The organism is Thermodesulfobacteriota bacterium (assembly GCA_040756475.1).
In the GTDB taxonomy this organism is placed as follows: domain Bacteria; phylum Desulfobacterota; class Deferrisomatia; order Deferrisomatales; family JACRMM01; genus JBFLZB01.
Window position 1 is genome coordinate 1 of sequence record JBFLZB010000130.1, and the last position, 12,826, is coordinate 12,826.

The following is a 12,826-nucleotide window of genomic DNA, read 5'->3' on the forward strand; positions in this document are numbered from 1 at the left end:
GCTCGGGTTCACCAACGGGCGCGCGGGCTGGGGCCCCGGGGGGGGGGGCCCCCAGGCCCCCCGCCCCGCGTGGACCGGGACAAGGCCCCAGTGCCTAGTCCTTTTCCATGTATGCGTAGATGCGCCGGTTCTGCGCCCGGCCCTCCGGGGTGTCGTTGGAGGCGATGGGCCGGCTCTCGCCCAGGCTCTGGGCCGTGATGCGCTCCATGGAGATCCCGTAGGTGTCGGTCAGGATCTTGGCCACGGCGTTGGCCCGCCGCGCGGAGAGCCGCAGGTTGTACTCCTCGGGGCCCTGGCTGTCGGTGTGCCCCTCGATCACCGCGGTGTAGTCGGGGTTCGCCTTCAGGAAGGCGGCCACCTTCTCGATCTGGGGCAGGTACTCGGGCTTCACGTCGGCCTTGTCGAAGTCGAAGTTGATCCGAAGCTCCACGGTCTCGACCTGGATCGGGCACCCGGAAGCGTCGACCTTGACGCCCGCGGGGGTGCCGGGGCACTTGTCGAGGTAGTCGGGCACGCCGTCGCCGTCGCTGTCCAGCGGGCAGCCGCCGGCGTCGACCTTGACGCCCGCGGGGGTGCCGGGGCACTTGTCGAGGTAGTCGGGCACGCCGTCGCCGTCGCTGTCGAGCGGGCAGCCGTCGGCGTCGACCTTGACCCCTGCCGGGGTGCCGGGGCACTTGTCCCGGTCGTCGGGCACGCCGTCGCCGTCGCTATCGAGCACGATGGGGCAGCCGCTGGCATCGACCCGGACGCCCCTGGGGGTGCCGGGGCACTTGTCGAGGTGGTCGGGCACGCCGTCGCCGTCGCTGTCCAGCGGGCAGCCGCTGGCGTCGACCCGCACGTTCGCGGGGGTGCCGGGGCACTTGTCGAGGTAGTCGGGCACGCCGTCGCCGTCGCTGTCCAGCGGGCAGCCGCTGGCGTCGACCTTGACTCCTGCCGGGGTGCCGGGGCACTTGTCGAGGTAGTCGGGCACGCCGTCGCCGTCGCTGTCCAGCGGGCAGCCGTCGGCGTCGACGGTCACGCCGGCCGGGGTGTCAGGGCACTTGTCCCGATCGTCCGGGACGCCGTCGCCGTCGGAATCGGCCGGCGGCGGGGGGGCGGACTTGCCGCCGAAGAGCAGGGAGAAGCCGCCGGTGTACATGAAGTGGTGGTTGGTCCGGTTCCACGATATGGGTTGCCGGGCGTCGACCCGCAGGGCGAACCAGTCGGTGAGCAGGTACTTGAGACCGCCGCCCCAGTTGGTCAGGAAGTCGAAGTCCGTACGGCTGCTGTAGTCGGGGTTGATCCTGCTCAGGTACTGGTAGTTCGCTACCCCTGCCCCTACGGCCAGGTAGGGAAGGAGCTTCTGATCCTTGCGGTAGTTGAGGTGATAGAGCGCGTCCACGTGCCCCTGGATGTAGTCCAGGGGGCGGCCGTCCGTCGTTCGGCTCGAGACGCCCTCCCCCGAGAGTTCCAGGCTCCACTTGTCGTTCAACCAATACCCGAGTCGGGCGCCGCCGACTCCCTTGTGCCCCACGTCGAGATCGTGGTCGAACAAGAAACCGCCAAAAAAGGGCGAGAGCTCGATCTTCCGAGCGGGTTCCGCCGCGTTCGCGAGCCCCCCCCCCAGGAGCAGGGCTCCCCAAAGCACGGCCCAGACGACGTGCGCTCTTCTCCTCATCCCGTCTACCCTCCTTTTGGTGGCGGGAGCCGAGCCCCGCGCACGGCGCAAGGACCACTCCCGACAGAAATCCCCATCCGGGGAACATGGCTGCGAAGAGCAACCCAGACTTCGCCTCGGAGACGGTCCGCCGTCTCGCTGGGGGCCGGTACCGGGGCGGGGGCAGACCCCCGTCTACGCTCCCATGGGCGGCGAGTGTAGCGGGGCCGCGCATCAAGTCAAGAGTCGAAACGGCCCGTCATTCCACCGCCGCACCCGAGAACCTGCACCACCCGGTGCGCCACGAATCCCGTGAGACACCCGGCCAGAACCGCCAGGGTGCCCAGCAGGGGGAGGAGGGACCACAGGGCGGGGGTGCGAAGCAAGAGGGTGGCCAGGAAGAGCTGTGCGAGCACGTGGGCCTGTGCGCCCAGCACGCTGATTCCCACGAACCCGAGCGGCGGGGAGGCCCGCAGGGCGGCGGCCATGGCCGCCGCGGCCGCGGCCGTGCCGCCTAGGGAGAGGAGGAAGGCGGGGGAGAAGAGACGTCCCGCCAGGAGGCTCCCCACCAGAACCTTGCCCGCGGCCACCCAGACGCCCTCCCGGGGGCCCCACCGGTGCAGGACGACCAGGACCACGGCGTTTCCCAGGCCGAGCCGAAACCAGGGGGCGGGGCTCGGCACCAGTGACTCGGCCGCCTGCACGGCCCCCGCCAGGGCGATGAGGAGACCCAGGCGCGCCAGCCGGTGGGTGTGGGGGCCGGCGGGCAGGGGGGTGGAAGTGTCGTCGTATGCGGCGGGCATGGGTCGGGGGAATCGTCCGTTGTGGGTTTGCCGTTGCTCGTTGCCCGTTGTCGAGGGGCTCAGCCCTCTTGCCTCCCTCGGCCGATCGAAATCGAAATCGGGCTGGAGTCGGGGTCGATTTCGATGGCGATTTCGATATCGATGGGGGGGTGTCCATGCTTCTGGTGCCCGCCGAGATCCTACCTTCCCACGGCGTCGACGGCGGTGGCGCGGGCTCCGGTGATGCGCAGGGCGACGCGGTTGGGAAGACATGCCACCACCTCGCCGGGGCGCGAGATCTTTCCCGCGGCGACGCACAGCCGCCGGGGGCAGGGGCTATCCGTCACCCGGGCGCCGTCGGGCTCCACCCGCACCGCCGTCGCGCCCAGGGGGCCGGCCACCGCCAGGTCCCGGGGGCCGGCCAGGGGCTCGCTTCGGGTGCCGGCGGGAGAAACGACCTCGAGCCCGGCGGCGGGCTCGGCGCCGATTCGGGACCAGAACACGGCGTTGGCGGCCAGGAGTCCGGCCAGGAGCAGCCCGTCCAGCGCCGTGAACGCCCTGCGCCTCATCGGGGGGCCGCCACGGGGGCCGCCCCACGGAAGCCAGGCGTCTCGTGGACCCGGCCGTCAGCCCCCACCGCCAGCCCTTCCGCCCCGGGCTCGGACTCCAGGAGCGCGAGCCCGGCTTCGGGTCCCAGCACGAAGACCGCGGTGGCCAGCGCGTCCGCCGCCATCGCCCGGGTGGCCCACACGGTGACGCTTTGGCATCCCCGGGCCGGCCGGCCGGTGCGGGGGTCCAGGATGTGGTGGATCCGCTCGCGCTCCCCCTCGGCCTCCCACAGGTAGGCGCGCTCGTAGTCCCCCGAGGTCACCAAAGCGCCCTCGGCGGGAGCGACCACCCGCAGGAACTCCCCCGGCTCCCGGGGGTGCTGGATGCCGACCCGCCAGGGGGTGCGCCCCTTTGTCCCGGCCACGTAGAGGTCGCCGCCGGCGTTGACGAGAAAGTCTCGCGCTCCGCGATCGCGAAGGACCGCCACGGCGCGGTCGATGGCATAGCCCTTGGCGATTCCCCCGAGGTCCAGCGCCCCGCCGCCCAGATCGAGCCGGCGCGATCGGGGGTCCCAGTCCAGGCGCTCCCAGCTCACGCGCGCCCGTGCCCGCTCCAGGTCGCCCGCCGCGGGAGGAGGCACTGGGGTGCCCCCTCGCTTTCCCACGTCCCAGAGGCCCCACAGGTCCAAGAGCGGCGCCACGGTGGGGTCGAAGGCCCCTGCGGTGCGGCGCGCCCATGCCAGGGAGGCCTCCAGCACCTCCGCCAGGGGCGCGGAGACAACGCCGCCGCCGGCCTCGTTGAGGTCCCAGAGGGGAGTGCCGGGGATGCGGGCCATCTCCCGATCCACCGCCTCCAGCGCGGCGAAGGCGGCCTCGGCTGCCGCCCGCGCCTCCCCGCCCTCGAGCCCCCACAGGGTCACCGTGACCAGGGTGTCCATGAGGAAACGGGTCTCGGAGACCGGGAGGGGCACGGGCCTCCGGCCCGCGGCCCAGACCGCCACCAGGGCCAGGGCCAGCAGGGGGAGCCCCCACCGGGCGAGCCGGCCCCTCACGGCCCGAGCACCTGTGCTTCCAGGTCGTACTCGGATGCGGCGCTCACCCGAACCCGCACGAAGGCGCCGATCTCCACCGCCTCGTCCCCGAGGCCCCGGAGCACCGTGAGGCCGTCCACCTCGGGGGCCTGGCCGTAGGTTCGTCCCACGGGGCGGCCCTCCTCGTCCATCCCCTCGACCAGCACGTCGAGCTCCCGGCCCAGGAGCTCCCGGTTTCGGCCCTCGCTGATCCCCGCCTGGACCTCCAGGAGGCGGTCCAGGCGCTCCCGGACCACCCGGCGCATCACCCGGGGCCGCAGGCGCTCGGCGGGGGTCCCCTCCTCGGGAGAGTACGGGAAGGCGCCCAAATGGTGGAAGCGCACCCGCTCCACGAAGTCGAGCAGTGCCTGGAACTCCGCCCGGGTCTCCCCGGGAAAGCCCACGATGGCCGTGGTCCGCAGCGCCAGGCCCGGCACCCGGTCCAGGAGACCCAGCAGGGTCTCCTCCACCTGGGCGGCCGAGGTGCGCCGCCCCATGGCCTGGAGGATCCGCGGGTGGATGTGCTGGATGGGCAGGTCCAGATACGGCACGAGTTTGCCTCCCCCGGCGAGGCGATCCTCGAGCCCGGGGGGCAGGGGCCCGGGGTAACCGTAGAGGAGCCGGAGCCAGCGCAACCCCTCCACCTCTTCCAGGGCGTCCAGGAGCCGGGCAAGGGCGTCGGGATCGCCCCGGTCGCGGCCGTAGGAGGTCACGTCCTGGGCCACCAGGTTGAGCTCCACCACTCCCTGGGCGGCCAGGGCCCGGGCCTCGGCCAGCAGGGGCTCCAGCGCGAAGGAGCGGAAGCTCCCGCGGATGGAGGGGATGGTGCAGTAGGTGCACCGGTTGGAGCACCCCTCCGCCACTTTCAGATAGGCGCTGTGGGGGAGCTGGGTGAGGACGCGGGGCAGGGCTTCGGGGGCGGCGGCGGTATCCTCTGCTCCGGTGAGGACGTCGGGGATGCGGGCAACGTCCTCGGGGGTGAAGAAGTGGTCGACCTCCGGGAGCTCCCGGGCGAGCTCCGGATACCGCTTGGGCAGGCACCCGGCCACCACCAGCACCCGACACTCCCCGGTCTCCTTGAGGCGAGCCGCTTCGAGGATCTCCTCGATGGACTCCTCGACGGCTTCCCGCAGGAAGCCGCAGGTGTTCACCACCACGACCTCCGCGCGGGCCGGATCCTCCACCAGGGCGAACCCCCGGGCGAGGAGCCCCCCCAGGAGGTGCTCGGCGTCCACCCGGTTCTTGGCGCACCCCAGGCTGATGAGGCCGACGGAGCGCGACGTCACGGCCCCCCCGGCATGTCGAGCACCTGAGCCCCCTCGGGCGCCCGAAACTCGAAGAGGGAGTCGTCGAGGCCGGTGTTGCGGCGCAGCTCCGAGAACGCCACCCGGGTGCGGTTGCCCAGGGGGTCTTCGGTGGTCACCGCGCGCACCTCGCTTGCGTCCGCGGCCACCTCCACCAGCACCCGGCTGAGATCCGGCCGGGCCTCCCGGGGGGTCAGGGCCAGGCAGAGCTCGCCGCACGAGCCGAGCTCGAAGGACCGCTCCACCCCCTGGAACCCCGTCAGGAGGTCCAGGGCGAGCCGGCTCGACTCGGGCAGCGCCGCGAGCTCCTGGCGCAGCACCGTGCGGTCGCGCACCTGGTGGATCCAGAGCGTCTCTCCGTCGCTCACGATCTCCTGGGGGTCGTCCCCGTCGTAGCTCCAGCGCATCTTTCCCTGCTTCTTGAAGGCCACCCGCCCCTGGGCCTCGCGCTCCATCCCGGCTGCCACCAGCCGGGCGGTCTGGACGAACCGGGCCGTGAGGTCGGCGGTGTCCTCGTAGGCCGCGCGCAGCCCGGCCAGCAAGACCTCGGGCTCCGCGGCCCACGCTCCTGCGGGCGCGGCCAGGAGGGCGCCCAGGAGCACCTGACCCAGCAGCCTCCCTACCTTGACCCTAGCGTTTCCCTTCACCTTTCACCTTTCACTTTTTACGGGCCAAAGGACCCAAAGGACCCCAAGGACCCAAAGGACGAAGCGGAGCAAGCATCTCGCACCGCCCCTTCGTCACCCGTCATCCGTCACCCGTCATCCGTCACCCGTCATCCGTCACCCGTCATCCGTCACCCGTCTCACATCTTCCCCACCAGCACTTCCCGGGGCTTGGCGCCGCGGGAGGGGCCCACCACGCCCTCCTGCTCCATGCGCTCCACCATCCGGGCGGCCCGGTTGTAGCCGATCTTGAGGCGGCGCTGGATCATGGAGATGGAGGCCTGCCGGGTTTCCGCCACGATGCGCACCGCCTGGTCGTAGAACTCGTCGAACTCGGGGTCGTCCGCGAAGTCGCCCGTCTCGGGCTCCTCCAGGATGGCCTCGTTGTACTCGGGCTCCCCCTGCTCCCGCAGGTACTTCACGAGGCGGGCGATCTCCTCCTCGGAGACGAACGAGCCGTGGAGCCGCTCGAGCCTTCCGGTGCCCGGGGGGAGAAACAGCATGTCTCCTCCCCCCAGGAGGGCCTCGGCACCCATGGAGTCGAGGATGGTGCGCGAGTCGACCCGGGAGGCCACCTGGAAGGCGATGCGGGCCGAGAAGTTGGCCTTGATCATCCCGGTGATCACGTCCACCGAGGGCCGCTGGGTGGCGACGATGAGGTGGATGCCCGACGCACGTGCCATCTGGGCCAGGCGGGCGATGGACTCCTCCACGTCCTTGGAGGCCACCATCATCAGGTCGGCCAGCTCGTCGATCACCACCACGACGAAGGGCAGCAGTTCCAAGTTTTCGTCCGCGGAGGGCTCGGCGCGCCCCAGGTCCTTGATGCGCTTTTCGATCTTCTTGTTGTAGGTGGCGAGGTTTCTCACCCCCTCCTCGGCCATGAGCCGGTAGCGGCGCTCCATCTCCTGCACGGCCCACCGCAGGGTCACCGCCGCCTTCTTCGCCTCGGTGACCACCGGCAGGAGCAGGTGGGGGATGTCGTTGTACACCGAGAGCTCGAGCATCTTGGGGTCCACGATGAGCAGCCGCACGTCCTTGGGGGTCGCCCGATAGAGCAGGCTCGCGAGCATGGAGTGGACCGCCACGCTCTTGCCCGAACCCGTGGCCCCGGCGATCAGCAGATGGGGCATGCGGGCCAGGTCGGTCACGTAGGGGTTGCCCGCGCTGTCTTTCCCCAGCGCCAGGGTCAGGGGCGACTTGGACTCCTTGTAGACGGGAGAGCTGAGGATATCGCGCAGCACCACGATCTCGCGCCGGGTGTTGGGGATCTCGATTCCCACCGCGTCCTTGCCGGGGATGGGGGCGATGATGCGCACCGAGAGGGCCCGCAGGGCCAGGGCCAGGTCGTCGGAGAGGTTGACGATCCGGTTGATCTTGATCCCGGGGGCGGGCTTGAACTCGAAGAGCGTGATGACCGGACCCGGCCGAACGGTCTCCACCGTCCCCTGCACCTGGAAGTCCTGGAGCTTCTTGACCAGGACCTTGGAGTCGTTGAGCAGGCTCTCCTCGTTGGGGCCCGCGCCCGCAGGGGGGGGCGGGTCCAGGAGCTCCAGGGGGGGCAGGCGGAAGCCGTCCACCTCGTGGGCGAAGGGAAAGGCCTCCTGTATCGGCACCTTCGGGCGCTCCAGGATCTCGAGCTTCTTCTCCGACAGGATCGCGGGCTTTTCCAGGGCGGGCCGCGCCGCCGCCTGGGCCCCGGAGGTGCGCCGGGCCCGGCGCTTGGCGCGCTGCTCCGTACGCCGAATCCACCACTCCCGCACGCCCTGCACCGCGCCCAGCATCGCCAGCCGCAGGCGCTCCCAGAAGGAGTAGAGGGAGAAGTTCACGGTGAACATGGCCGAGGCGAGGAACCCGGCGGCCAGAAGGAGCCCCGCGCCGGGCCGGTTGAAGTACCGGGAGAGCCCTCGGGCCAGCAGGTGGCCGGCACCCCCGCCCGCCGAGAGGTGGAGCTCGTCGAAGGCCACCGTGCCCCCGAAGAGGCTCAGGAGCCCCGCCGCCGTGAGCACGAGCGACGTGTACCCCAGGGCAACCCAACCCGGGTAGGACACGGGGCGCAGAATCACGAACCGCACCGCGTACACGCCAAGGGCCAGGGGAACCAGGTAGGCCGCGTGCCCCAGGGCCTGGTAGAGGAGATCGGCAGCATACGACCCGGCTACCCCGCCGAGGTTTCGCGGAGCGCCCGGGCCGCCGGAGGTGTTGAAGGACGGATCGCCCGTGGAGTAGGAAAGGAGTGCCAGCAGCAAGAACGCGCAGGCGATCGCCAGGGTCAGCCCGACGAGCTCGGCCCGCACCCGGGGCCCGAGCCGGGCGGTCCAGCCCGGAATCCCCTCCCGGGGGCGCTTTGCAGAGGCTTCGCTCTTGCGTGCCACGCTTCAAGGTCCAAAGAAGAGGTAGCCGGCCCCCAGGAGCCAGCAGTATACCGCGAACCACCGGAACCGGCCCCGGCGGATCGCCGCCAGGAGGAAACGAATCGCCCAGAGCCCCGAGGCAAAGGCGGCCGCAACTCCCCCTGCGTATCCTCCGAGCCGGCCGGCCTCCACCCCCTCCAGGTGGGGAAGCTGGAGGACCAGAGCCCCCAGGATGGCGGGCACCGAAAGCAGGAAGCTGAAGCGGGCGGCGTCCTCCCCCCGGATGCCGAGCAGGGTTCCCACGGCAATGGTGGAGCCCGAGCGGCTGATCCCCGGCACGATGGCGAGCCCCTGCACGGTGCCCACGGCCAGCGCCCGGCCGTAGCCCATTCCCTCCAGGCCCATCCGGGGACGGGCCAGGACCTCCGAGATCCACAGGAGCGCTCCGGTCACCAGGAGCATGGCCGCGGCCGACCGCGGAGCGTGGAAGAGGGCCTCCAGGGGGTCTTTGAAGATCACGCCGATGAGCCCCGTGGGCACCGTGGCGGCCACGAGAAGCAGCGCCAGCCGGCGCCGCGAAGGGTCTCCCCCGGGGAGCAGGCTCGCCAGGAGCTCCTGCACGTCGCGGCGGAAGTACATTAGCACCGCCAGGAGCGTTCCCCCATGGAGGAGCGCATCGAAGAGCACACCGGGCTGCTCGAACCCCGGGATCAAGCTCTGGGCCAGCACCAGGTGCCCCGAGGAGCTCACCGGCAGAAACTCCGTGAGCCCCTGCACTAACCCCAGGAGCACGCTCTCCAACCAACCCATCGGAGCCTCTTCGCAGCATTCCAGTCGAGCGTGGACGAAACCCGTACTCTACTGAGGGGGGGCGCGCGGCGTCAACCAGCGAAGAACCCCGTAGGGGCGAGGCCCTTGACCCCGTGGGGCCGGTGACGTAGAAGGGCCGAAAGCGAGGAGCTGGGAATGGGAGGAGCGCTGGCACTACGAAGGGGCCATGTCGAACGGGGTACTTGCCCCTGGCGGTATGACCTCGCGGCGTTTAGGGGGTTGTCGCACGTTGAGGAGGAGAGCAGTTGACCATCGGAGAATGGATTCGCAGCGGCCGGAAAGAACGGGGATGGAGTCAGGCCGCGCTGGGGGAGCGGGCGGGGGTGAGCCAGGTACAGGTGTCTCTCTGGGAGACAGGTAAGTCCTCTCCGACGGCCGATCAGTTGGCGAGACTTCGTTCCCTCATGGACGGAACTCGGCCCGTGCCTTCGGCAGAATCGGCTCCGGTGTCTCGCCCCCGCGGCAGGCAGCCGGAGGCCGTCGCACGGCGTGAACCGGCAGCCTCCTCGGTCACGCCGGCGCGAACCAAACCCCGCAACGGCGAGGTGGCCCGCAAGCTCAGCCTGCCTCAGCTGGAGCGCCACCTCTTCGCCGCCGCCGACATCCTGCGGGGCAAGATGGATGCCTCGGAGTTCAAGGAGTACATCTTCGGGATGCTGTTCCTGAAGCGGTGCTCCGACGAGTTCGAGGCCCGGCGCGACGCCGTCCTGAAGGCCGAGGTGGCCAAGGGGCGGACCCGGGAGGAGGCCGAGAGGCGGGCCGAGCACCCGGACTTCCACACCAACACCTTCTTCGTGCCGCCGAAGGCCCGGTGGGCGTATCTGCGCGACGAGGTCCACCACAACGTGGGCGACGGGCTCAACAAGGCCCTGGCCGCGCTGGAAGAGGCCAACACCGCGCTCTCCGGCGTCGTGCACCACATCGACTTCAACCGCCAGGTGGGCCAGAGCCGCATCCCCGACAAGAGGCTCCGCGACCTCATCGTCCACTTCGCCAAGTACCGGCTCCGGAACGAGGACTTCGAGTTCCCCGACCTCCTGGGGGCGGCCTACGAGTACCTGATCGGCGAGTTCGCCGACTCGGCCGGCAAGAAGGGCGGTGAGTTCTACACCCCCCGCTCCGTCGTCCGGATGATGGTGCGGCTCGTGAAGCCCCAGGAGGGGATGCGGGTCTACGACCCCTGCTCCGGCTCCGGCGGCATGCTGATCCTCTCCAAGGAGCACGTGGAGGAGCACGGCGGCAACCCCCGGAACCTCCGGCTCTACGGCCAGGAGAACAACGGCGGGGTCTGGTCGATCTCGAAGATGAACATGATCCTCCACGGCATCCCCGACGCCGACCTCCGAAACGACGACACCCTCTTCGCCCCCCAGCACCGGGAGGGCGGGGAGCTGATGCGCTTCGACCGGGTCATCACGAACCCGCCCTTCAGCCAGAACTACAGCCGCGACGGCATGGCCTTCCCCGAGCGGTTCCGGTACGGCTTCTGCCCCGAGACGGGCAAAAAGGCCGACCTCATGTTCGTGCAGCACATGCTCGCCGTGCTCCGGCCGGGAGGCATGGTGGCCACGGTCATGCCCCACGGCGTGCTCTTTCGAGGCGGCGCCGAGCGCGACATCCGCCGAGGCATGTTGGAGGACGACCTGGTGGAGGCCGTGATCGGGCTGGGTTCGAACCTCTTCTACGGCACCGGCATCCCGGCCTGCATCCTCCTCCTGCGGGCCAAGGGCGGAAAGCCTCCCGACCGGCGCGGAAAGGTGCTCTTCGTCAATGCCGACCGGGAGTACCAGGAGGGCCGGGCGCAGAACACCCTGCTGCCCGAGCACATCGAGCGCATCGTCGTCGCGGTGGAGCGCTTCGAGGACGTGCCCGCCTTCGCCCGGGTGGTGGGCCTGGGGGAGTTGGCGGAGAACGAGTGGAACCTCAACATCCGCCGCTATGCCGACAACTCCCCGCCCCCGGAGCCCCACGACGTGCGCGCCCACCTGGTCGGCGGGGTGCCCAAGGCGGAAGGGCAGCAGCGGGAGGCTCTCCTCCGCAGCCACGGCCTGGACCCGGCCCGGCTCTTTGTCGAACGGGACGAGCGCTACCTGGATTTCGCGCCCCACCTCACCTCCAAAGCCCAGCTCAAAGCGGCCGTCGAGGCCGATCCGGGCGTCCTGACCGCCGAGGCCGCCGTCCGCAAGGCCTTCGAGACCTGGTGGGCCGACCACTCCAAGCACGTGGTCGCCCTTCCCGAGACGCAGGCACTCATGCAGGTTCGCGCAGCCCTGGTCGAGAGTTTCGGGAAGGCGCTGGCTCCTGCGAACCTGCTCGACCCTTTCCAGGTTGCCGGCGTGGTGGCGAGCTGGTGGGGAGACGCGCAGTACGATCTCAAGACGTTGGCGGCCCGGGGCTTCGCCGGCGTGGTGGACGGCTGGGTGACCACCATCCTTGCTGCGTTGGAGGATGAGCAGAGCAAGACCGACCCGCTGGATCACAAGCTCGTCAAAGCACTTCTTCCCCGGTATCTGGACGAGATCGCCGAGGTCGAGGCGAAGAAGGCCGAGGTGGAGGGCACCCTCAAGGCTGCTGAGCCCGCCGGGGATGAGGAGGACGAGGCGGAGGGCGAGGACGCCCTGTCCGAGGAGGAAGTCCAGGAACTCAAGAAGGACCTTCGTGCCGTGCGTGCCCGCGTGAAGTCCCTCAAGGCGGACTTCGCCGACCGGTTACAGGAGGCCCAGGTCGGTCTGTCGGTCGACGGCTGTCGAGGGCTCGTCCTCGGCATTCTCAAGGACGACCTCGCTCAGGCCCTGGACCGTAGGGTGACAGCCCATCGGCAGGCGGTTGAGGCGGTGGTGGAGAAGTGGTGGGACAAGTACCGGGTGTCGTTACAGGAGGTTGAGGCGGAGCGAGACGCCGCGAGGGGGGGCCTGCGCGAGTATTTCGAGAGACTTCGGTATGTCTAGGCCCGGCTGGGAAATTGTTCCACTGTGTGACCTCCTTGAGGGCCCTCCCAGGAATGGCTACTCGCCCAAGGAGGCGAGCGATTGGACAGGTACGCAGATGCTCGGGTTGGGCTGCCTGACCGTCGATGGGTTTTGGCCGCTTCAGCTCAAGAACGCGCCAATTGGCGACCAGCGGCTGAAATCTGCCATTCTCCAAGAAGGAGACCTGCTGGTGAGCAGGTCCAACACGAGGGAGTTGGTCGGGCTTGCCGGGATCTATGCGGATGTTGGGACGCCGTGCACTTACCCGGACCTCATGATGCGGCTGCGGCCAAACGAGCGGCTTACGGCTCGGTACTTGGAACGCTACCTGCTGTCGGCGAGCGGCCGGAGACAGATCCAAGCTGCGGCGTCCGGCACTTCCGGAAGCATGGTGAAGATAAGCGGTCCCACCGTCATGGCTATGAGGGTTTCTCTTCCCTCCGTCCAAGACCAGAACCGCATCACGGAGGTCCTCGACACCGTCGACGAGGCCATCCGGAAGACCGAGCAGGTCATCGCCAAACTCCAACAGATGAAGCAGGGCCTGCTCCACGACCTTCTCACGCGCGGCATCGACCACAACGGCGAACTCCGCCCCCCGCCCTCGGAAGCGCCGCATCTGTACAAAGACTCGCCGTCGGGGAAGGTGCCGAGGGAGTGGAATTTG

General features: G+C 70.0%; 10 protein-coding genes and 1 pseudogene. 3 read left to right on the plus strand and 8 right to left on the minus strand.

Annotated elements, in window-relative coordinates; all coding sequences use genetic code 11:
• Window positions 1-94 precede the first annotated feature (94 nt).
• The 8 genes from AB1578_16505 to AB1578_16540 all read right to left on the minus strand — a co-directional run bounded on the left by AB1578_16505 (window position 95) and on the right by AB1578_16540 (window position 9,169).
• Entirely contained in the window at window positions 95-1,657 is a 1,563-nt protein-coding gene (locus AB1578_16505; protein MEW6489505.1) for an OmpA family protein, read from the minus strand.
• 218 nt (window positions 1,658-1,875) lie between these two features.
• Window positions 1,876-2,439: a Gx transporter family protein gene (locus AB1578_16510; protein MEW6489506.1), complete on the minus strand. Its 564-nt coding sequence runs from the start codon at window positions 2,437-2,439 to the stop codon at window positions 1,876-1,878.
• A 179-nt stretch (window positions 2,440-2,618) separates the two neighbouring features.
• Window positions 2,619-2,987: a NusG domain II-containing protein gene (locus AB1578_16515; GenBank protein MEW6489507.1), complete on the minus strand. Its 369-nt coding sequence runs from the start codon at window positions 2,985-2,987 to the stop codon at window positions 2,619-2,621.
• Entirely contained in the window at window positions 2,984-4,018 is a 1,035-nt protein-coding gene (locus AB1578_16520; GenBank protein MEW6489508.1) for an FAD:protein FMN transferase, read from the minus strand. Before AB1578_16520 ends, AB1578_16515 begins: the two co-directional genes overlap by 4 nt.
• On the minus strand, window positions 4,015-5,322 hold the full coding sequence (gene rimO / locus AB1578_16525; protein ID MEW6489509.1) for a 30S ribosomal protein S12 methylthiotransferase RimO: 1,308 nt from the start codon (window positions 5,320-5,322) through the stop codon (window positions 4,015-4,017). The genes AB1578_16520 and rimO overlap by 4 nt, the downstream gene beginning before the upstream one ends.
• Window positions 5,319-5,987, minus strand: a complete 669-nt coding sequence (locus AB1578_16530; GenBank protein ID MEW6489510.1) for an outer membrane lipoprotein carrier protein LolA — start codon at window positions 5,985-5,987, stop codon at window positions 5,319-5,321. Before AB1578_16530 ends, rimO begins: the two co-directional genes overlap by 4 nt.
• 158 nt (window positions 5,988-6,145) lie before the next feature.
• The gene (locus tag AB1578_16535) at window positions 6,146-8,380 is read right to left on the minus strand and encodes a DNA translocase FtsK 4TM domain-containing protein (protein MEW6489511.1); all 2,235 of its coding nucleotides are present in this window, start codon (window positions 8,378-8,380) and stop codon (window positions 6,146-6,148) included.
• A 3-nt stretch (window positions 8,381-8,383) separates the two neighbouring features.
• The gene (locus AB1578_16540) at window positions 8,384-9,169 is read right to left on the minus strand and encodes an undecaprenyl-diphosphate phosphatase (protein ID MEW6489512.1); all 786 of its coding nucleotides are present in this window, start codon (window positions 9,167-9,169) and stop codon (window positions 8,384-8,386) included.
• Between the two features lie 266 nt (window positions 9,170-9,435).
• On the opposite strand from AB1578_16540, the pseudogene AB1578_16545 reads away from it, so the two are divergent.
• The 3 genes and pseudogenes from AB1578_16545 to AB1578_16555 all read left to right on the plus strand — a co-directional run.
• Window positions 9,436-9,576, plus strand: a pseudogene (locus AB1578_16545) (helix-turn-helix transcriptional regulator).
• 159 nt (window positions 9,577-9,735) lie between these two features.
• Entirely contained in the window at window positions 9,736-12,138 is a 2,403-nt protein-coding gene (locus AB1578_16550) for a class I SAM-dependent DNA methyltransferase (protein ID MEW6489513.1), read from the plus strand.
• On the plus strand, window positions 12,131-12,826 hold a 696-nt coding region (locus AB1578_16555; GenBank protein ID MEW6489514.1), incomplete at its 3' end, for a restriction endonuclease subunit S. The genes AB1578_16550 and AB1578_16555, both read left to right, overlap by 8 nt.

What these genes read in the sequence shown, in the direction of transcription:
- AB1578_16505 (MEW6489505.1), bottom strand. Translation starts at nt 1,657, where the DNA reads ATGAGGAGAAGAGCGCACGTCGTCTGGGCCGTGCTTTGGGGAGCCCTG.
- AB1578_16510 (MEW6489506.1), bottom strand. Translation starts at nt 2,439, where the DNA reads ATGCCCGCCGCATACGACGACACTTCCACCCCCCTGCCCGCCGGCCCC.
- AB1578_16515 (MEW6489507.1), bottom strand. Translation starts at nt 2,987, where the DNA reads ATGAGGCGCAGGGCGTTCACGGCGCTGGACGGGCTGCTCCTGGCCGGA.
- AB1578_16540 (MEW6489512.1), bottom strand. Translation starts at nt 9,169, where the DNA reads ATGGGTTGGTTGGAGAGCGTGCTCCTGGGGTTAGTGCAGGGGCTCACG.